We start from the raw sequence: 18,651 nt of genomic DNA, 5'->3' as shown, positions 1-18,651 counted from the left end.
CCGCTGGTCCGCGTGGGAGTTACCGGCTGACCGGCTTGAGAGCGAGAGCGTGGATCACCCGCTCACGCGTACCCTCATGCACGGTAGGACGAACGAACGGGTTTTCTTCGGTCACCCACCCTTGGAAGTTGCGGGTCGAGTATTCATACCAGGTGGGATTGGCGAAGAGCCCGATGATCGGGAGGTTTTCGGCAATTGCCGTGTGGATGGTGTTCATGTGCGCCATCTGTTCATCACGGTCAGCCGTGCTGCGGAAGGCCTGGAGGGCTTCTTCGACCTCGGGCAAGCGCATCTGGTGCATGGCCTGGTAGTCGACGCGGCCCTTTTCCATGTTCCGCGGATTGAACATCGGATTGTACGTGTTGTACGGGGTCGGGCCGCCGTTGGTCCACATGATGTAGGAGTCGAAGTCTCCGGTGCGGGCCTGATCGTTCCAAGCACCCTGGTCCATGGTGCGCACGGAGGCGTTGATGCCGACGTCCTGCAGGTTTTCCGAGATGGTCTGCCCAGTGTTGATCCAGTCTGTCCAGCCATTGGGGATGTTGATGTCGAACTGGATGGGCGTGCCATCGGGGTTGTCACGCCAGCCGTCTCCGTCGGCATCGACGAACCCGGCGCCATCGAGCAGTTCCATGGCCCGATCGGGATCGTACCGCATCAGCCAAGTATAGGGTTCGAGCGCTTCTTCGTTGAACCAGGTGCTGTAGGTCTCGCCCGTGCCCACGGGAAAGCGCGTGTGGGTGGTGAGGCCGAAAGTCGAGATATCCACAATGGTGTCGCGGTCGATGGCAACCGACATGGCCTGGCGGAATTCGAGATTGTTGAATGGCGGCTTGGTGGTGTTGATCTGCAGGTTCACGTCGCCACCCGGGGGGAGCCAGTAATTGTTGAATTCGGACTGCGGCTTGAAGGTAATTTCCGGATCGGTCAGTCCGGTACCCAGCCAATCGACATCGCCGGCAGACATCGAGGCGATGATCTGCTCGTTGCCGTTGAGCTGCAGGAAGCGCAGGCAGTCGATCGCATTTTCTTCATTATAGCGGCTAGTCTCGTTGCGGCAGAAATCGACCGAGGAGCGCGAGAAATTGGCAAGTTCCGTCCAGGGGCCAGTGCCGACCGGATCAGGATTGGCGAAGTTCTTGGGATCCTCCACATCGGCCCAGATGTGCTCCGGCAGTGGGTAGATGCCGCCAATCGCATAGCGGGCGAGCGAGTCAGGTTCATGCAAGTTGAACTTGACCGTGTAGTCATCCACCTTCTCGACGCTGACGATGCTGCCGGTGTCGGTCTCCTCCATATAGACGTCGATACCCATCGGGTAGTCTTGATTGGCCTTGGCGTAGTCGAAGGTGAACACCACGTCGTCGGCGTTGAACTCTTCGCCGTCGCTCCACGTGACGCCTTCGCGCAACTTGTAGGTAATCGACATCAGATCCTCAGCGATCTCATAGGAGGTCGCGAGAGCCGGGTAGTCCTCGTCGGGGTTCCACACATTGTCGATCCAGAGCGGCTCGTAAACGAAATCACGAACGATCTGCTGGGGTCCGGTGGGATTGTTGGGGTTGAAGTTCTCGACCAGTGCATCGCTGTCTAGAACGTGCAGGCGAAGCACCACATCACCGTCCTGTGCAAAGGCTGGCAAACCCAACGCCAGTGCCGAGATGCCTACACTCATCAGGGCAATGCGCCCGATGGACTTCATTTTGTTTCCCGTCATGTGTTCTCCTCCTCGTGAACAAAAACAATGGGATCGATCCCATATTCTAGAGTACTCCGGCTTCCTCCTACGGACCGGCATGGTAGAGCGACTAAGCGACCTCCTCGATCGAGTGGGGCTGAGCAACGCTTGCGCGCACAGCAAGACTGGTCTCGTGGCCCGAGTGCAGCGGGCCAGCGAGCGGATCCTCCAGCAGGCGTAGCAACATCTGCGCTGCGCTCTGCCCCAGCGCATCCACTTCTTGGCGAACGGTGGTCAGCGGCGGTGTCAGGTGCTTAGCGTAGAAGGCGTCATCGAAGCCCATAACCGAAACGTCGCCGGGGATGGACAGCCCGAGTTCACGAAGCGCCTGGTACACGCCCGCAGCGATGTCATCATCGCCAGCGAAAATGGCGGTAAACTGGCGCCCTTGCTGCACCAATTCTTTGCTGGCGCGATAGCCGAAACTCTCATGGAAAGCGCCATTGACGATGTGAATATCGTCAAGTTCGAGGCCGAACTCTTCAAGCGCCGCCGCTATGCCCTGCATGCGATCAAGCGTGTCGCCGATCGTGAGTTGCCCTGAAAGGTAGACGATCTGGCGATGCCCTTGTTCGAGCAAGTACCGCATCGCTTGCCGCGCGCCCTCATAATTGTTGAGCACCACGCGTCCGCGCGAGACAGGGCAATGATCGTGTCCAATCGACACTATGGGGATCTGAGCTGCTTGCACGATGTCCACCACGTCAGGACGCATGGGACGCTCGAGGTAAAGCACGATACCGTCGCAGGAGCGATCGACCAGTTCCATAATGGCGCGGGCTTCCTGGTCCTGATCGGCGTAGCCGGAGGAAACCATCAGCGATTTGCCGGCAGGGCGGATGGCCCTCTGCACACCGAAGACCATGCTGGCGAAGTAGGGAGTTCCGATGTCAACCACCACCGCCCCAATAACGTTGGAGCGATTGGAGCGTAGCGCTTGCGCCAGCGTATTCGGCCGGTATCCCAGTTCGGCGATTGCCTGTTCAATCGCCTTGCGTTTGGCGTCCGAAACATAACCGTTTCTCGCCACCACCCGCGATACGGTGGAGCGCGAAACTCCGGCAAGCTGCGCAACATCGGTGATGGTTGCCATCCCGTTTGCTTCCTCCCGTCGGCCACTTGTGGGACCGATCCCAGAGAGAAGATGCTCCCGATTTTATTTCGCTGTCAAGCGCTGTTAGGGCGGCGGACTGTGACGACAGAGAAGCAGCAGGTGCTCAGGTGATCGCGAGCCATCACGCTCCTCCACAACGAATGAAGAGCTGGGGCATGCTTCCGAGTGCTGATCTGAGCTGCACCCGGAAACCTATGCCAAAGTGCGGCGCTAGAAAGAACCGATTAGGCTCACCTTAACCGCGTGTGCATGTGCGCCGCTACTCAGCGAACCGGAGTAGCCGAGGCGAACGCTTAACGGACTTTGGGGTTTCGACACATCTAGAGCCGCATCGATGTGCAGCATGTCCCGGCCCACAGGGACTGTCGACGCCAGGCTATTGCCCAGCAGGCTTACTGGACGCTCGAAGTCGCCCAGGCGGCGACCGTAGGCCACGTCAAGCGAGGGAGTGATGGTCAACTGCTGAACCAGCAGCGGCGACCCGAGCCATTGAACGCCCACACCTACTTCTGCAGTGGTCATTCCGGTCGCGTCACCTGACAGCGCCAAAACGCTGGTCGAGCTCTCGCCGAAGGCTCCGAGCTGCTGGTTCACCACGCGACCGAAGGCGTAGGGAGCAACATCGACCTTGTCCAGGTTGGAGCGGTATCCTACCTCTGCCCCTCCCCAAAACGCCATGTCGACGGAACTAGCGCCAGCACTGAAGTCGTCGGCGCCGAGCACAGTTCCAGCCAGACCGGGCGCCGCAACGTGGTTGCTGTTGCCCCAGAAGCGGCTGACGCCGATGGTGAGGTCGGCAAACACCGCCTTGTTGTCATAGGATAGCACCGCGCCGCCATGTATCCCGCTACTATTGGCGGAGTTGCCGTCGTCGGCACGTAGTGAACCAGCGCTGCCACCGGCAAAAAGCCCCAACGAGAACTCGGGCGTGACGTCAAACTCTACGCCGCCAGTGACGCCGGCATTGCCCACATCAGCTTCCTGCGCCGCGGTGGCGCCGTCCACGCGGCCGAAGCTGGCAAATGGGGAGAGCCACCATCCGTGTGCCGTCCGCATCTGTCGCAACGACGCGTCCAGCCACACTATCGATGGTGTTGGAGTAGTCCCCGACTGCGCCAAAGGGCGGGCCGAAATCGGCAACGATCTTCGACGCGATCCATACCGAGATAGACTTAGAGAGCGCCAGGCTCCGCCGAGCGGCTATAGCCGTGAGGGTCATCAGGCGATTCATGTGGTCGCGTGGCCACACCCAGTTCAGGACGACAACGCCGAGTTAGCTTGTTACGAAAGGGTGTTCCGATCGCCTGTTCCGGTTAATCTTTAAACCCTCGATAATAACGCGCGAAAGAGGCTGGCTGGGGAACCTGGACCCTACCTTTATCGAACGTAGTATATAGTTTTCAACAGGTTAGCAAGATCATCAGCCAAAAAGATGGACCAAAGTGGATCACCTGTGTGGGACAGTGCAAGATGCAGGTAAGTGCACGGATTCGGAGGGACTGATGGTGTGGCTGGAAGTGCTGAAGCTAGTCGTCTCAGCTCTCACCCCGATTGCTGTAGTAGTGCTCGGTGTAAAGCTAAATCAAAGATTAAAAGACCTGGAACAGAAGCAGTGGCGAAGCCGGAAATTAATTGAGAAGAGAATCGAGCTATACGATCAAATATCCCCTGCTCTAAACGACATTTACTGCTATTTTATGTGGGTCGGTGAGTGGAAGAAGAGTAGGCCCATTGACATAATTTCGAAAAAACGCACGCTTGACCGGCAAATACATATATATCGTTATCTTCTTCCCAAAGATTTCTACGATAAATATCAAAGTTTCATGGAGATGATCTTCTCAACTTACAACGGTGCAGGAGAGGACGCCCGATTGAAGACTGCAATTCAGGGCGGCGACGGCAACCGCCGGGAGTCACCTGATTTCAAGTGGATCGCTGAGTGGGATCAATGCTTTGAGACACGTCAGATAGCATCAAAGTCGCAGTTGCGAGAAGCATATCATGCGGTAATGGACTCTCAGCAATCCGGTATCGAACTGATCGGGTGATCTCGTTCACCGCAATCGATGTTAGTCGATCACGCGGGACTGAGTTCAATCCTTCTAGGCCGACCACGTCTCGCGCGCCGAGTTCATGCGGGTGGTTTGGTGGTCTGTGCTAAAGTTGCCAGGCAAGTGGTATGATGTAGAGCAGGACGGAACCTTAAGGCGGCGAGCTGAGCTGGTGGAGATCGTTCGTTTTGGCTAAAAAGAAAGAAGATGAGAGAAGCCTTGAGCTCTGGATAGCACTCGCCATCTCAGTTGTTTGGGCGGCTATTTGCCTCTGGTTTCTGAGCCAAACTTCACATTGCGAAGGCTGGTGGCTTCACGAGCGCCTCACTTGCCTTGAGCCGAACGCGATGGGAGACTTCTTCGCTGGCGCGTTTGCCCCACTGGCCTTTTTGTGGCTGGTCGCAGCGGTCCTGTTGCAGCGCCGTGAATTGGCCGCTCAGAGGCAAGAGCTGATTGAAGCGCGTGCTGTCGCGACTGAACAGGTTACTGAAGCTCGTAAGAACGTAGCCTTCATAGCAGAGCAAACTGAGTTACTTAAGCGGCAGCGGCAGGTTGATGAGGAACGGCGCGTTGATGAGCAAATCGACAGATTGCTTGAGATAGCAAACGGCACTCTCGATAGGATGAGCAGCCGGTTCATGGTTCTTTACGGTGGGCAGGTAATTATCTCTCTTGAGAAGGATTGGTCTCCCTCTTCAAACCCGCGATTGGCAGCTCGGATTGAGCTCCTTTACGCTGGCTCTAAAAAGGCAGCGAATTTAGCTGGAGAGAATGAAGCCATAGAGATCAGGGGGATCGAATTGCTCAAGCAGCTCTCCATAGATTTGAAGGATTTGCACGAGGCTTCAAGGAAGGCCTCTATGCCGGTGCAAGCTGAAGTGAGGCAAATGGGGGTTCGCGAAGGGCGGGTGGCCTGTCAGAAGCTCCTCAGTTTGGTTGAGCCACAAAGCTCGGAAGAAGGAATATAGTCCTTTCTTCTTTGCTTTTTATGACGTTTGTGAGACAATATTCCTCAAGTAAACAACTTGAGCGATCCCTTGTCCCTCTTCGATGCTTTCCGCGCCCTCTTTGAGCGCACCGAAACAAAGGCTGAAGAAGCCACTTCTGAGCCGGTAACGCTCACCGATCCGCTTGCTGCTTGCCTGTTTGGTGCCGCGCCAACGCACTCCAACATCTCTGTCACGCCAGCAACGGCAATGCAGGTGCCTGCTGTCTCTTCGGCAGTGGAGCTGATCGCTGAAGCGGTTGGCACCCTCCCGGCCAAACTCTTCGTGCGTAATGCCAAGGGCAAGGAAGCCGACCCGGCTCACCCTGCCTTTCGCCTTGCGCACGATGAGGCCAACGATTGGACTAGCGCTGCCGAGCTGCGCACTCAGCTCACCCAAGATGCGCTCTTGCACGATCAAGGCGGTTTTGCCCTGGCGAACCGTGTTGATGGTCGCGTTGTAGAGTTTATTCGTCTGGAGCCCGGCAGCGTCGAGGTGAAGACCGATGCCGCAACTGCCGAGCCGTTCTACCTGGTCCGGCACGGCAACGCCCGCAAAGCGGTCCGGTATGACTATCGGGACGTGCTTCATGTTCAGGCCTTCGGCGGCTCCGCACCTATTCACCGGGCCCGCAACGCCATTGCTCTTGCCATCGATCTAGAGCGCCATGCAGCCAAGCTCTTCAGCAATGGCGCACGACCGTCCGGCATCTTGAGCACTGACGCCAAGAGCCCGGCAGCGCTCAAGAACATTGCGGATATGTGGAATGCCACCTTCGGCAATCCGAGCAACAGCGGCAAGCCCGCCATTCTGCCGGAAGGCACCACCTATCAGCAGACTGGCCTTTCCAGCACTGACGCTCAATTTGAGCAGATGCGCCGGTTTCAGACCGAAGAGATTGCCCGCGCCTTCCGCGTGCCACCGACCATGCTTTTCGATCTCACGCGCGGCACTTGGTCAAACACCGAAGAGATGGGGCACCAGTTTCTTACCTACACGCTCCGCCCTTGGCTGGAGGCTTGGGAATGGGCTTATGCCCGCGTGCTGCTGACCTCAGAAGAGCGCACCAAGCGCTTCTTTGAATTCGTAACTGATGACTTGCTCACCGTGAGCCATGAGGCTCAGGCGCGCTCGTTTGCACAATACCGCAGCATGGGCGTGATGACCGCCAATGAAGTGCGAGCGGCTCGGAACTTGCCGCCGCTGCCCGGCGGTGACGTGCTGCAAAACCCTTACACGACCAGCGCTGCACCGGCGCAGGCGAACAACGACAATCCACCTGAGACCGAGAAAGACGCCGCCTGATGCATAAAGCATTCTTTGGCGACCGTGAGCGGGACTTCTCGCTCACGCCGCACCTGATTCCAGAACTTGAACGCCTCACCGGCAAGGGCATCGGTGCCATTATCGAGAACACCCGCCGCATGGGCTTTGGCGAGATCGTCAACACCGTCCGGCTTGGCCTCATCGGCGGTGGCACTCATCCGGAAGAGGCTCAGGCCCTAGTGCAGGCATACGTGAAAGCGCACCCGCTTGGTGAGCTTCACTTGCTCGCGCTGGACATTCTCACCGACCTTTGGACCGGCCCGGCAGCGCAGCCCAGCGATGAGGTTGCTGCCTGATGGAGAAGCTAGAAGTCAAAGCCGAGGTTAGCATCGATGACGCTGGCACTCTCTCCGGCATCGCATGGCCGTTCGGCTTACCGGATAGCGTTGGTGACGTGATCGAAAAGGGAGCCTTCAGCTTTCCCGATGCGCTGCCGATCATCCTAGAGCACGACCAGAACAAGGTTGTTGGCGTCTGGGAAACTGCTGAGCAGACCGACGCCGGGCTTGAGGTCAAAGGCCGTCTCTTCATTGAAGGCGTGAAGCCTTCCCGCGACGCGCATGCACTGATGAAGGCGCGCCGCATCAATGGCCTCAGCATCGGCTTCAAGGCAGATGCCTTTGACCCATTGCCGACCGGCGGTCGCAAGTTCTCCGCCGTCACTGTCACGGAAATCTCTCTTTGTCGCCGCCCGGTGCACCCCGGCGCGCGGATTACCTCTGTCAAATCCATGGAACAGGAACACACCCATATGGAAAACGAGACTACCGAAGAAGTCGCCCTCGAACTGAAGGCGGCAAACGACAACATCACCAAGCTCACGGCGCGCCTGGACAAGATGGAAGCGAAGGCAAACCGCCCAACCGCTGCCAACGACAACAGCCCGGCTGCTGCCAACGATAACGAGCGAAAGGCATTTGCCGATTTCGTGCGCTCCGGTGACAGCACCGAAGTGAAGTCCCTTGGCTATGCCGCACCGTCGAGCGGCGGCATTCTGGCACCTGAGCAGGTTGCCACCTCCATTCTGGAGAAGGTTGCTGAGTTCTCTCCAGTCCGTGGCCTTGCTCAGACCATCAGCATGTCCGGTCCGCTGCTTCAGCTCCCGCGCCTCGTTGATGAAGTCGAGCCGGTCTCTGTCACCGAAACCGCTGCCCGCACTGAAGATGAGCCGACCTTTGATCAGATCGACCTCAAGCCCTTCGAGATGGCGGTCATTGTGCCGGTCACGCGCATCCTGCTCGAAGATGCTCAGATCGACCTCACCAGCTACCTGGGCAACCACGTCGCCCGCCGCTTTGGTCAGAAGGAAGCCTCTTGGTTTGTGACCGGCAACGGCACCACTCAGGCTGAAGGCGTGCTCACTTCTGCTGACGTTGCGGACTTCGAAGTTGCTGGCATCACCGGCGATGACCTCATTGACCTCTTCTACTCGGTCAAGACTGCCTATTCCGCCAACGGCGCTTGGCTGATGAACCGCCAGACCATGGCGACCGTCCGCAAGCTGAAGGACACTGACGGCTCCTACCTTTGGGAACGTGGCATCGCTGCCGGTCAGCCGCCGCTTCTGCTTGGCCGTCCGGTCTATGAGGCAGTGGACATGCCAAACGCCGCCGCAGGCACCACGCCTATCGTCTTTGGTGATTTCGCAACCGGTTATGCCATCGCAGACCGGACCGGTTTCGAAATCATCCGCGACGATCTCACCGGCGCTGGCAATGGCATCGTCAAGCTCCATGCCCGCCGCCGTGTTGGTGGCCGCGTGGTGATGGGCGAAGCCCTGACCAAGCTGAAGATCGCCGCCTAAGCGATGAAGTTTGGAGCGGACGGCATCTTTGTCGAGTTGGCAGGCGAGGCTCATGAGCTTCGCCCGTCCCTCCGCGCCAGCATGCGCCTTGTCCGGCGGCATGGGCTATCCGGCCTGCTTGCCGCCGTGCAGGACTTCAACACCATCGTCATCACGGACATGCTGAGGGAAGCGGCTATCACGCCCGGCTTGTTGCTGGCTGAAATCGCGGCTTCTGGCCTTGGCAACGTCCGGAGCAGGCTCACCGGACCGCTTGCACAATTCGCCCTGGCTATCGCGGGTATCGATCCTGACGAACCCACGCCGTCTAAGCCAGCATCCGGTAAGCCTGCCGATCCTGAGCAAGTCTTTGCGCAGCTCTTCGGCATCGCCACCGGCTGGCTGGGCTGGGCACCTGAGGAAGCATGGAACGCAACTCCCGCCGAAATCATCGCCGCCAAGAGCGGACGCACCGACCTCATTACGGACATTCTGAAAGCCGTGTTTGGCACGACCGAAAAGACCGGCCACGCACCAGAAGTCTATACCACCGAGCGCCTCAAGCAGATTGAAGAGCAGGGATTTGACCCCGCATTCAATCGCGAGGCACTGCACTCGCTCAAGTCGAGGCAGTAGCATGCCCGTCGCACCCCCACGCCTTTGCAGTTGCGGAAGCATCGTGCCGTCCCGTGAGCGCTGCGCTTGTCAGATCGCTTCGGATCGCGCCCGCAAAGCCCGCCATGATCGCCGCCGCCCTTCAGCGCGCGAGCGTGGCTACAACCATAAATGGCGGAAGGCGCGGGCTGCCTACCTGCTAGCCCATCCCCATTGCGTCCGGTGCGGCAATCCCGCTGCTGTGGTGGATCACGTCACTCCGCACAAGGGCGATGACCGGCTGTTCTGGGACCGCACCAATTGGCAGGCGCTGTGCACCTCCTGCCACTCCAAGCACAAGCAGCGTGAAGAGCGCAGGCCGGTGCAGCCATGAGGCGGCGCCTAGCCTTGAACAAGCCGTTAATGGCCAGAGAGAAGCTGCAAGCCGATCTGGCTTATCCGGGCATGACTGCCTTCTCGTTCAGCAAGCCCAAGGTTTCGGAGTTGCTCTTCCGTTTCGCGGTGAACTTGAGTTTGGCTCCCCGCGAGAATGGAACGAAGGGCTTGTTGCTGGCTCAAAGTCAGAATGCTCCACTGCACGTTCATCAGCACACCTCCATGCGTCAGATGCAACACTGTATCCCGCCTAGCGCATGGCTCAAATCACATTTGTTAAATCTTCGTTACCAGCCTCCTGGCCGAGCAAAGCCCCAAGGCTGCTCACCGGGGGTGGTCGAGAACTTGCCAGCCCTTGAGGGGACCGGCGGGGGGCCCGTCGCGCAAGATTTCACCGAAATAGAGTTTTTACAGTGACCGCACTTACCGACCTTAGAGCCCAGCTCAACATCATCGATGACAATGCCGACGATGAGTTGCTGACCCGCAAGATCGCCGCTGCCGAAGCGTCCGTTGCTGCGGACATTGGCGCTGAAACACCGGTCATCTATGGCGATGCGCCTGCCGACCTTCAGGAAGCCATTCTCATGAAGGCCGCGCACCTGTTTGAAAACCGGGAAGCCGTGCTTGTCGGTGTTGGCGCTCAGGAGCTTCCCCTTGGCTATGCCGATCTAATCGCACCGCACCGGAAGTGGGTGTTTTGATGGGCTATTCACCGCAGCTAAAGCGGGTTTTGGCCCGGATCGAAGGCATTCCCGATGCTGTCCGGCGCGACATGCAGCCCGCCATCGTCAAATCAGGTGAAGAGCTGGCAGGCGTGATGAAGCATCTCGCTGAGCCGTCGCGTGACACGGGCGCACTCATTGAAAGCATCGAAGTGACGCCACCCGGCGGCACCACTCCCCCTTACTCCCAACCGGGCGGCTCCCGCACCGCCCATGAGCTTGAGGCCGTGGTGACGGTTGGCAATTCGGAAGTTCGCTATCCGCATCTGGTGGAATACGGCACCGCCCATGCACCGGCCCAGCCATTCTTCTGGCCTGCCGTCCGAACCCTTCAGAAGCGCATCAACAATCGTCTCAACCGCACTGCCGGAAAGGCCGTGCGCGAATGGTGGAGTAAACAGTGACCGAACCAAGCCTTGCCCTACAGACTGCAATCCGTAACCGCCTTATCGCTTCACCGCACGTGATGGAGTTGGTGGACCCGCACGAAATCCGCGACGGCAACACCCGGCCCGAAGCCTTTCCCAGCATTATCCTGGGAGCTGGGCAGGTCGAGGTGGCCGGTCACTACCGCAACTATCGGAACGTGACCTGCTATCTGGACCTGCACATTTGGGCAGAAGGGGAAGGGCTCGAAGGCGCAAAGACCATCGGCGGTGCCGTATGGAATGCCATTGGCCGTGAGCTTTCGGTGCCGGGCTTTGACCTTCACGACGGCATCCGCGTGGAGCGCAGCATCTATATGCGCGACCCATCCGGTTGGGCTCATGGCGTGATCAGCCTCCGCGCGCAGATGGGGAAGTTCCTCTGATGCGCGCCGGGAAGTTAGATCGCACGATTATCCTGCAACGGCGCACCGAGCACATCAGCCCGGCTGGCACCGTGACCAGCACTTGGACTGACTTCGCAGTGCTTCGCGCTGAGCTGGTGAGCAACGGCATCACGGAAGGCGGGCAGCCCTACGGGGAAGCTGACACTGCCGCGCTGGTGTTTCGTATTCGCTACTATCATGGCCTAACGACCAAGGACCGGCTGATCTATCGCGGCAATCCTTATGACCTCACCGGCATCGTCGAGCTAGGCCGGAACCGCGCGCTTGAACTTCGATGTGAGGCTTCGACATGAGAGGCCGGAAGCCAGCAAGCATCGTGAGCGGTAGCAGCCCTGTTACGGTTGTGCCCCATGCACCGACCTATCTGCCGAAAGACGGTAAGGCAGAATGGCGCAAGATCGCACCTATTCTGGTGCTGGAGCGCAAGACCCTCACCGAAGCCGATCTTGCAACGCTGGAGAACTATTGCCTTGCGGTGGCAACCATGCGGGAAGCCCGGCGCGTGCTCAATGCGGAAGGCCTAGTCACCCCAGCGGGCAAGCGGCACCCTGCCTTTGGCATCATGAATGCTGCCCAGACGACGCAGCGGCTTTGCGCTGCTGAGCTTGGCCTGACGCCGGTGAGCCGGTCACGGCCTGCCGTGCGCAGCGAAGAGAACGATGACGATAACCCCTTCGCCATCTAGCACCTATCCGGCTTGGATTTATGACGGCTCCCCCATCGAAGACACCTTCGGCGATGGGGAACGTGCCGTCGATTTCCTGCGCTGGCTTAAGCATCCCAAGAGCAAGCTGCCGGGCAGGGGCTTTCAACTAGACCCTTGGCTGGAGCGGGTGGTGCGGCGCATCTATGGCCCGCGCCATCCCGACGGCACGCGTATCGTGAAGACGGTGGTGCTTTTGCTTCCCCGCGGCAACCGGAAGACCAGCACTGCCGCGGCCCTTGCTCTCTTGCACACCATTGGGCCGGAGCGGGTGCCGCATGGTGAGGCCATCTTCGCCGCTGCCGACCGGAAGCAAGCCAGCATCGCTTTCAAGGAAGCATTGGGCATCGTGCATGCCCGCAAGCAGATCACCGACGCGGTGAAGGTCTATGATGCACATAACAGCGCAAAAAAGATCATCTACGGCAAGGAACGGGTGACGTTAGAAGTCATCTCCGGCGATGCTGGCACGCAGCATGGCCGGACACCAAACTTTGTGCTGGCCGATGAGCTGCACGTCTGGCCGAACTTCTACCTTTGGGAAGCGCTGCAATCCGGCTTGGATAAGTCGGACAACACCCTGATGGTAGTGGCGACGACTGCCGGACGTGGGCAGGAGAACGTCGCCTGGGAGCAGATCGAAGACGCGCGGAAGGTGGCGCGCGGTGACGTAGTTGATCCTTCAGTTCTCCCGATCCTGTTCGAAGCCGAGCGCGATGCTGACTGGCGTGATGAAGCCGTTTGGTATGCGACCAATCCGGGCCTGAGGCATGGCTATCCCAGCCTTGAAGGCTTCCGCCGCGCAGCCGCCAAGGCAGAGCGCAGCATGCGGGAGCGGCAGAGCTTCCGACAGCTCAAGCTCAACATCTGGCTAGACCAGAGCACCGATCCCTTCATTGACATGGACGTTTATGACCGATGCGCCGGTGAGGTCGAGCCGATGGACAATGAGCCATGTTGGATCGGTGTGGACATGAGCACCACGACCGACCTCACCGCCGTTGTCGCGGCGTTCCGCGATGAAGACGGCACCATCAGCGTGCAGCCGCACTTTTTTCTCCCGGGCGACCTATTGCGCGACCGTGCCGATCGGGACGGTGTGCCTTATCCGGAGTGGGCAGAGCAGGGGTTTCTCACCGCCACGCCCGGCAACGTCATCGACTATAGCGCCGTGACGGAGCACCTACGCGAGCTGTGCGCCCGCTATGACGTGCGGGAGCTGAACTTTGACCCGGCCTATGCACAGCCGGTGATGGCTCCGCTGCTTGAAGATGGCCTGCCGGTGCTCACCATGCGGCAGGGATGGGTGACGCAATCGCCCGCGCTGAACGAGCTGGAGCGCAACATTGTTGGTGGCACCTTCCGGCATGGTGGGCATCCAGTGCTTCGCTGGTGCTTCTCCAATGTCGCCATCTACACCGACAGCGCAGGCAATCGCACGATGCACAAGGGCAAGAGCACCGGGCGCATCGATGGCGCTGTTGCCGCCTGGATGGCCGTATCGCGCGCGGCTGCAAACGACAATTCACCGTCCGCCTGGGACGACCCAGAATTCATGAAAAAGGTCTATGGATGAGTAACGATCAGATCCTTGCCGTCTCTATCGAGGCGCGCATCAACAAGCTCGAGCGCGAGATGCGCAAGGCTAGCGGCATCGTGGGCCGCAACTTCGACGGGATGGAGAAGCGGGCGAAGCGCGCGGCATCCACCATTGAACGCCACTTCTCCGGCATCGGCACTGGCCTGCTTGCTGGGTTCGCCGGTGCATTCTCTGCACGCGCCGCTCAGCAGCTCATCGACGCCAGCACCCGCGTCACCAACTCGCTGAAGGTGGCGGGCTTGGCGGGAAAAGACTTGGACAAGGTTTATCAGAGCCTCTTCGCATCTGCGCAACGTAACGCCGCGCCGCTGGAGGCACTTGCCCAGCTCTATTCTCGCGTGTCGCTGGTGCAGGGCGAACTTGGCGCTTCAACGGAAGACATGCTGAGCTTTACCGACAACGTAGCCTTGGCGCTGCGCGTAGCAGGCACCGATGCGCAGTCCGCAAGCGGTGCGTTGCTCCAGCTATCGCAAGCAATGGGCTCAGGCGTCATTCGGGCTGAAGAGTTCAACAGCATCCTTGAGGGCGCACTGCCGATTGCGCAGGCCGCTGCTGCCGGTCTGGATGAAGCCGGTGGATCGGTTGCCAAGCTCCGGGCGCTGGTTGTCGACGGCAAGGTTTCGTCGCAGGCGTTCTTTGACGCCTTTCAAGCCGGTTCGGCGGTGTTGCAGGACAAGGTCGCTGGTGCGGAGATGACCGTCTCAGCTTCGTTTGTGCGCCTTCAGAATGTCCTAATCGATGCCGCTGGTCGGTTCAATGAAACGTCACAGGCTGGGCAGCGCTTCGCCAGCTTCCTTGATACCCTGGGCACCAGCATCACCAATCTGGTCAACTCGCCCGCCTTTGACAGCGCGCTTAATGATCTTGGCGATGCGATAAGCCAGACCTTTGCCAATGACGTGAAGGACATTCAGCGTGTCATCGAAATGGTGGATGGCTTAGCGGCTAAGTTCGACCGCTTGGGCACTTCCGTGACCGATGCTGAGCTGGAGCTTGCGCAGGCAGAGCAGGCGGTGGTCAATTTGGCTCAGAACACCAAAGGCCAGTTCGGTGAAGTGGGCGCAGCCTTTCAGGACCTAGTGCAGCAGCTTCTTGAGGGGAAGGGCACTGCCGACATGGCAGGGGAGGCCATCACTGCGCTGGGGGAAGCCAACCCCGACTTCGCCAACCTTCAGGCAAAGATTGCTGAAGTCATCGGCAACTTCATTGCGCTGCGCGATGCCGCTGTTGCTGCTCATGCCGCCGCTGGGCAGACCGATGCCGTCGGTTCGGCACCGACTTGGCAGGAGTTCTCTTCCACCTTCAAGGCACCAACGCCGGTGAAGCCGGTGACGTTGGCAGACTATCCGATCACGCCTGCCAGCAATGGTAGTGGCGGTGGCGGTGGTGGTCGTGCTTCGGCTATGAGGGCAGAGCGTGATGCCGCGAAAGAGCTTATTGCCGAGCTGGAGAGCGAACTGCGCTTGATCGGCACGGGTGACGTCGCGAAGCGCATCGATGCCGAGATTCGCCGTGCTGGGTCCAGCGCCACAGATGCGCAGAAGCAGTCTATCCGTGAGTTGGTGACTGAGATCGAACGGCAGAACGCTGCCATGGATCAGATGCAGAGCGCCATGGAAGGTGCGAAGGGTTTGGCGAAAGACTTCCTGGGCGGGCTCTTCAGTGACCTCATGAACGGCACCGATGCGGCCACTGCACTAACAAACGCCTTCAGCCGCCTTGCCGACCGGTTGCTTGATATGGCCCTAGATAGCGTCATCAACAGCCTCTTCTCGAACCTCATGGGCGGCGCTGGTGGCGGCGGGCTGCTTGGCGGCCTTTTTGGCTTCAGTGACGGTGGTGTTGTCGAGGCTGCGACCGGTGGGCTTATTCGTGGGCCTGGCACCGCAACAAGTGACAGCATCCCGGCCCGGCTGAGCGATGGTGAGTTCGTAGTAAGGGCTTCCCAGACGGCGAAGCATCTAGACCTGCTGCGCGCCATCAATGATGGCAGTATTGCCGCCTTTTCGTCGGGTGGGCTTGTCGGGGATGGTCCCGCCGTTCGCGCTGCGAATGACAACCTCCGTGGTGCCAACGACAATGGCGTGAGCATGAGCGTCACCAACAATATCAAGGTGGAGGGAAGCGCTGGAACGCCAGAGCAGAACGCAGACCTGTCGCGCCGGATGGCTAAGCAAGTTGAAAATAGCATGCGCCTTGTGGTGCAACAGGAGCTGAGGCAGGCCATGCGACCGGGCGGGGTGATGCGCAAGTAGTGCCTCAGGCGCGCAGCGGTGACTCTGGGCGGGTGAAAGGGTGTGCGGTGGAGTGCATGCCCAGCCGCAGGGCTTGCCCCAGCCGGTGAGTCTCTAAACAGGTTTGTTGAAGTCGAGGCTGGAGCAAAGTTTCAAGCCGGAGGAACAAACCCTCTTCCGGCCAGGAAGTCATCTACTCGCCGCGCGCGAAGCGCGCGCCTGCCCGGAGGGCGCGAGCCGCCGCAGGCGGCGAGTTAGGCCGCTAAAGCGCGTCCGCGACAATTTTCGCATCGGATAGATTATCTGCTTATAACTATCTCTATCTATATAGGGTCTATACGAGCGAAATTTGTCGCCGGACGCGTTCCCCGAAATTTGTCGCCGGACGCTCGCATACCTCCATTTGACACTAATGCAATTGCGTTCTATAACGAAATTGCATTAACGAGAAGGGCTCATGCGCAACATTACCACCGTCACTATCCCTACCGAGCGGCACCAACAATTGGTTGCCATTGGTGAGACCCTCAAGCTTTCCATGGCTGAAACTATCGCTCGCTTTGTCCGCAGAGAGATCGAAAGTGGCACCATTCCGGCTGATCTGCCCGGTATCAAGGTTGAGCGCCTTGCTGATGGCGTTCGTATCACCTTGGGTCAGAATACCCCGACTACTTTCACCAAAGCATCTGCGGCTGATCTTGCCGCCGCCATTGAGCGTGCCGCCACGGGTCAGCCCATCAATTTGATGGACCTGGACAGCAACTTTGTCGTGGAGCGGCGCGGGAACGGTGTGAAGGTTTCGGTGCCGTTTGAAGGCGAAGCTCGCGCGTTTTCCCGCGACGTAGCGGAAGACTTCGCCAAGCTCGTTCGGCAGGCCTCATAAAGAAAAGCCCCTAGCGCGAGACGCTAAGGGCTTGAATGAATGCCACTTCATTAGGCCTATTTGTATGCCAATAGATGATGATAGTCAATCAAAATTGAACAGTCACTCCGGTGCGGTGATCAGTTTTCTTGCCGATCTTGACAGCATTTCCCCTGATATTGGCGATGCATCATCCGGTGAGCAGCCGTCAGAAGGCTCAAAGTTGCCACGGCAAGATGAACTGCTGCGCCGCGCGCGCGATGCCTCCGAACACATCAAAGAGCATGACACTCGCTACAACCAAAACAAGCGGGATTGGGAAGCCGTTGATGCGAAGCGCAAGGGAGAAGGGCGCGATGAATACAATGCGCAGCGTCGTGGAGAGTATGCCGGGCACATCATGGAAACCGAGCGCCGAACAGTTCGAGCGTATCGGGTGCCAGACGGCCCTGAGAAGCAGGAGCGCCGTAGAAAGCAACAATCAGCCTTTAAGCAGGCGAAGCTGCAAGACATGACCCCGGAAGAGCTAGTGGCCTTCAAGGCGAAGGAAGCCAAGCGGAAGCGTGACGCGCGCGCCGCGAAGAAAAACTGACAATCGTCTGCATCTCAGAAGCCTAGCGCTATAATGATCCTGCCGGTTCCTTGGTCCGTCACCGGCGAAGACATAAAGCCCGCATCGTTTCCCCTGCGATGCGGGCTTTAGCTCTTTCGCTATTTAGCGAATTAGCGCCTTAAGTCTCTGAACAGACTGCATAAATTCGTTTGACAGTCAGATTCTTGCCGTGCCAGCAAAGCATCATCAAAGCACCTGGGGCACAAATGACCGACGACGCGCCAACCTACCTCTCCAGCCTGACTTGGGCGAACCTTACAAATCAAGCGCAACACGACGCGGAGCTATGTGCTCGCATGGGCTTCAGGCCTTGTCCGGTGACCGGCAGGGTGGAGGAATACATGATCATGGACCGGCTAGGTGGCGACCTGAACATTTGGCCGGAGTGGGCGCGCGCGATCATCGAGCGCGAGCCCTGACAGAAGCGGCTTGACTTCCAACGTAACGGTAACTAAAAGACCGTTACCAAGTGAGGAAGCTTAGGCATGGCACTTTCACCAGCAGAGAAGCAGCGGCGCTACCGCGAACGGCAGGCGCAAGCCAAGAAGACAGAGCGACTTACGGCGGGGGATAGCACTGCCGACTTCTTGCGCACTCCCTTCTTTGAGTATCTCAGCCAAGATGGGAATTGGATGAATGTCGAAATGAACTTCGACATCATGGGTCTAGAAGCTCCGTCGTTCGAAGATGACAGCGGGCCGAAATCCACCACTGGCGAAATCGAAGAAACCACTTACGAGGGCCACGCGGGATCAATTGGCCGGGCCGAAATCATGGTGGGGCAACTGCTCGATGCCGCCACAGAACTGGCAGGCATCATCAATCGCTACAAGCGACTGGAGATTGCCCAGCGCATCGCTGAACTACAGGCAGCGGACCTCTCTGACCCACAACGAAAAAAGCAGGCGCTCGCAGATGTAGTGCGGCTGAACAGTTTGCTCTCCCGCCTGGAGCGGCAAGTCCGCTGGCCGCTGCCGGAATGGAGCGTCAAGGAAAAGTAGGAAATCCCGCCGGGTGGGCATCGGGTTGCAATCGTCACCCACCCCGGCGGCGCAGCGTGGCAGGCGCTTCCACCTGCCGTCACTATGGAG

The 18,651-nt window shown here is 59.0% G+C and carries 22 protein-coding genes; 19 read left to right on the top strand and 3 right to left on the bottom strand.

Annotated features, from left to right (window positions below; genetic code table 11):
* Positions 1-19 precede the first annotated feature (19 nt).
* The 3 genes from QOV41_RS14635 to QOV41_RS14625 all read right to left on the bottom strand — a co-directional run bounded on the left by QOV41_RS14635 (position 20) and on the right by QOV41_RS14625 (position 3,908).
* Positions 20-1,717 carry an ABC transporter substrate-binding protein gene (locus QOV41_RS14635; protein ID WP_284577508.1) on the bottom strand — a complete coding sequence of 566 codons (1,698 nt, stop codon included), beginning with the start codon at positions 1,715-1,717 and terminating at the stop codon, positions 20-22.
* 91 nt (positions 1,718-1,808) lie between these two features.
* On the bottom strand, positions 1,809-2,831 hold the full coding sequence (locus tag QOV41_RS14630) for a LacI family DNA-binding transcriptional regulator (protein ID WP_284577507.1): 1,023 nt from the start codon (positions 2,829-2,831) through the stop codon (positions 1,809-1,811).
* 231 nt (positions 2,832-3,062) lie between these two features.
* Positions 3,063-3,908: an autotransporter outer membrane beta-barrel domain-containing protein gene (locus tag QOV41_RS14625; RefSeq protein WP_284577505.1), complete on the bottom strand. Its 846-nt coding sequence runs from the start codon at positions 3,906-3,908 to the stop codon at positions 3,063-3,065.
* A 446-nt stretch (positions 3,909-4,354) separates the two neighbouring features.
* On the opposite strand from QOV41_RS14625, the gene QOV41_RS14620 reads away from it, so the two are divergent.
* From QOV41_RS14620 to QOV41_RS14530, 19 genes are all read left to right on the top strand, one after another.
* A complete protein-coding gene (locus tag QOV41_RS14620) occupies positions 4,355-4,903 on the top strand; it encodes a hypothetical protein (RefSeq protein WP_284577503.1) in 549 nt (182 codons plus the stop codon).
* A 191-nt stretch (positions 4,904-5,094) separates the two neighbouring features.
* On the top strand, positions 5,095-5,874 hold the full coding sequence (locus QOV41_RS14615) for a hypothetical protein (RefSeq protein ID WP_284577501.1): 780 nt from the start codon (positions 5,095-5,097) through the stop codon (positions 5,872-5,874).
* A gap of 69 nt (positions 5,875-5,943) precedes the next feature.
* Positions 5,944-7,197, top strand: a complete 1,254-nt coding sequence (locus QOV41_RS14610) for a phage portal protein (protein WP_284577500.1) — start codon at positions 5,944-5,946, stop codon at positions 7,195-7,197.
* Complete coding sequence (locus QOV41_RS14605) at positions 7,197-7,514, top strand: gene transfer agent family protein (RefSeq protein ID WP_284577499.1); 318 nt, start codon at positions 7,197-7,199, stop codon at positions 7,512-7,514. The genes QOV41_RS14610 and QOV41_RS14605 overlap by 1 nt, the downstream gene beginning before the upstream one ends.
* Complete coding sequence (locus tag QOV41_RS14600) at positions 7,514-9,022, top strand: phage major capsid protein (RefSeq protein WP_284577498.1); 1,509 nt, start codon at positions 7,514-7,516, stop codon at positions 9,020-9,022. Before QOV41_RS14605 ends, QOV41_RS14600 begins: the two co-directional genes overlap by 1 nt.
* Positions 9,023-9,025: 3 nt before the next feature.
* Positions 9,026-9,637 (top strand): hypothetical protein, encoded by a 612-nt coding sequence (locus tag QOV41_RS14595; RefSeq protein ID WP_284577496.1) that lies wholly within the window; start codon positions 9,026-9,028, stop codon positions 9,635-9,637.
* 1 nt (position 9,638) lies between these two features.
* On the top strand, positions 9,639-9,989 hold the full coding sequence (locus QOV41_RS14590) for an HNH endonuclease (protein WP_284577495.1): 351 nt from the start codon (positions 9,639-9,641) through the stop codon (positions 9,987-9,989).
* A gap of 14 nt (positions 9,990-10,003) precedes the next feature.
* The gene (locus tag QOV41_RS14585; RefSeq protein WP_284577494.1) at positions 10,004-10,408 is read left to right on the top strand and encodes a hypothetical protein; all 405 of its coding nucleotides are present in this window, start codon (positions 10,004-10,006) and stop codon (positions 10,406-10,408) included.
* Positions 10,405-10,695 carry a head-tail connector protein gene (locus tag QOV41_RS14580; protein WP_284577492.1) on the top strand — a complete coding sequence of 97 codons (291 nt, stop codon included), beginning with the start codon at positions 10,405-10,407 and terminating at the stop codon, positions 10,693-10,695. The genes QOV41_RS14585 and QOV41_RS14580 overlap by 4 nt, the downstream gene beginning before the upstream one ends.
* Positions 10,695-11,120, top strand: a complete 426-nt coding sequence (locus QOV41_RS14575) for an HK97-gp10 family putative phage morphogenesis protein (RefSeq protein ID WP_284577490.1) — start codon at positions 10,695-10,697, stop codon at positions 11,118-11,120. Before QOV41_RS14580 ends, QOV41_RS14575 begins: the two co-directional genes overlap by 1 nt.
* Positions 11,117-11,527: a DUF3168 domain-containing protein gene (locus QOV41_RS14570; protein ID WP_284577489.1), complete on the top strand. Its 411-nt coding sequence runs from the start codon at positions 11,117-11,119 to the stop codon at positions 11,525-11,527. Before QOV41_RS14575 ends, QOV41_RS14570 begins: the two co-directional genes overlap by 4 nt.
* Positions 11,527-11,841, top strand: coding sequence for a phage head closure protein (locus QOV41_RS14565; protein WP_284577487.1), 315 nt, complete (start codon positions 11,527-11,529; stop codon positions 11,839-11,841). Before QOV41_RS14570 ends, QOV41_RS14565 begins: the two co-directional genes overlap by 1 nt.
* 23 nt (positions 11,842-11,864) lie before the next feature.
* Positions 11,865-12,233 carry a phage terminase small subunit P27 family gene (locus QOV41_RS14560; RefSeq protein ID WP_350149930.1) on the top strand — a complete coding sequence of 123 codons (369 nt, stop codon included), beginning with the start codon at positions 11,865-11,867 and terminating at the stop codon, positions 12,231-12,233.
* Entirely contained in the window at positions 12,208-13,827 is a 1,620-nt protein-coding gene (locus QOV41_RS14555) for a terminase large subunit (RefSeq protein WP_284577484.1), read from the top strand. The genes QOV41_RS14560 and QOV41_RS14555 overlap by 26 nt, the downstream gene beginning before the upstream one ends.
* Positions 13,824-16,106 carry a tape measure protein gene (locus QOV41_RS14550; protein WP_284577483.1) on the top strand — a complete coding sequence of 761 codons (2,283 nt, stop codon included), beginning with the start codon at positions 13,824-13,826 and terminating at the stop codon, positions 16,104-16,106. The genes QOV41_RS14555 and QOV41_RS14550 overlap by 4 nt, the downstream gene beginning before the upstream one ends.
* A 436-nt stretch (positions 16,107-16,542) precedes the next feature.
* Entirely contained in the window at positions 16,543-16,968 is a 426-nt protein-coding gene (locus QOV41_RS14545) for a hypothetical protein (protein WP_284577481.1), read from the top strand.
* A 64-nt stretch (positions 16,969-17,032) separates the two neighbouring features.
* Positions 17,033-17,539 (top strand): hypothetical protein, encoded by a 507-nt coding sequence (locus QOV41_RS14540; RefSeq protein ID WP_284577479.1) that lies wholly within the window; start codon positions 17,033-17,035, stop codon positions 17,537-17,539.
* 227 nt (positions 17,540-17,766) lie between these two features.
* Positions 17,767-17,979, top strand: coding sequence for a hypothetical protein (locus QOV41_RS14535; RefSeq protein WP_284577478.1), 213 nt, complete (start codon positions 17,767-17,769; stop codon positions 17,977-17,979).
* Positions 17,980-18,045: 66 nt separating this feature from the next.
* Positions 18,046-18,561, top strand: coding sequence for a hypothetical protein (locus QOV41_RS14530; RefSeq protein WP_284577476.1), 516 nt, complete (start codon positions 18,046-18,048; stop codon positions 18,559-18,561).
* Positions 18,562-18,651: the final 90 nt, after the last annotated feature.

It is taken from the genome of Devosia sp. RR2S18 (genome assembly GCF_030177755.1).
Taxonomy (GTDB): domain Bacteria; phylum Pseudomonadota; class Alphaproteobacteria; order Rhizobiales; family Devosiaceae; genus Devosia; species Devosia rhizosphaerae.
The sequence above is the reverse complement of the archived record's forward strand: the minus strand, read 5'-3'. Positions and strand labels throughout refer to the sequence as shown.

What these genes read in the sequence shown, in the direction of transcription:
- QOV41_RS14630 (WP_284577507.1), bottom strand. Translation starts at nt 2,831, where the DNA reads ATGGCAACCATCACCGATGTTGCGCAGCTTGCCGGAGTTTCGCGCTCC.
- QOV41_RS14540 (WP_284577479.1), top strand. Translation starts at nt 17,033, where the DNA reads ATGCCAATAGATGATGATAGTCAATCAAAATTGAACAGTCACTCCGGT.
- QOV41_RS14550 (WP_284577483.1), top strand. Translation starts at nt 13,824, where the DNA reads ATGAGTAACGATCAGATCCTTGCCGTCTCTATCGAGGCGCGCATCAAC.
- QOV41_RS14595 (WP_284577496.1), top strand. Translation starts at nt 9,026, where the DNA reads ATGAAGTTTGGAGCGGACGGCATCTTTGTCGAGTTGGCAGGCGAGGCT.
- QOV41_RS14555 (WP_284577484.1), top strand. Translation starts at nt 12,208, where the DNA reads ATGACGATAACCCCTTCGCCATCTAGCACCTATCCGGCTTGGATTTAT.
- QOV41_RS14620 (WP_284577503.1), top strand. Translation starts at nt 4,355, where the DNA reads ATGGTGTGGCTGGAAGTGCTGAAGCTAGTCGTCTCAGCTCTCACCCCG.
- QOV41_RS14565 (WP_284577487.1), top strand. Translation starts at nt 11,527, where the DNA reads ATGCGCGCCGGGAAGTTAGATCGCACGATTATCCTGCAACGGCGCACC.
- QOV41_RS14590 (WP_284577495.1), top strand. Translation starts at nt 9,639, where the DNA reads ATGCCCGTCGCACCCCCACGCCTTTGCAGTTGCGGAAGCATCGTGCCG.
- QOV41_RS14605 (WP_284577499.1), top strand. Translation starts at nt 7,197, where the DNA reads ATGCATAAAGCATTCTTTGGCGACCGTGAGCGGGACTTCTCGCTCACG.
- QOV41_RS14600 (WP_284577498.1), top strand. Translation starts at nt 7,514, where the DNA reads ATGGAGAAGCTAGAAGTCAAAGCCGAGGTTAGCATCGATGACGCTGGC.
- QOV41_RS14625 (WP_284577505.1), bottom strand. Translation starts at nt 3,908, where the DNA reads ATGCGGACGGCACACGGATGGTGGCTCTCCCCATTTGCCAGCTTCGGC.
- QOV41_RS14575 (WP_284577490.1), top strand. Translation starts at nt 10,695, where the DNA reads ATGGGCTATTCACCGCAGCTAAAGCGGGTTTTGGCCCGGATCGAAGGC.
- QOV41_RS14535 (WP_284577478.1), top strand. Translation starts at nt 17,767, where the DNA reads ATGACCGACGACGCGCCAACCTACCTCTCCAGCCTGACTTGGGCGAAC.
- QOV41_RS14635 (WP_284577508.1), bottom strand. Translation starts at nt 1,717, where the DNA reads ATGACGGGAAACAAAATGAAGTCCATCGGGCGCATTGCCCTGATGAGT.
- QOV41_RS14545 (WP_284577481.1), top strand. Translation starts at nt 16,543, where the DNA reads ATGCGCAACATTACCACCGTCACTATCCCTACCGAGCGGCACCAACAA.
- QOV41_RS14530 (WP_284577476.1), top strand. Translation starts at nt 18,046, where the DNA reads ATGGCACTTTCACCAGCAGAGAAGCAGCGGCGCTACCGCGAACGGCAG.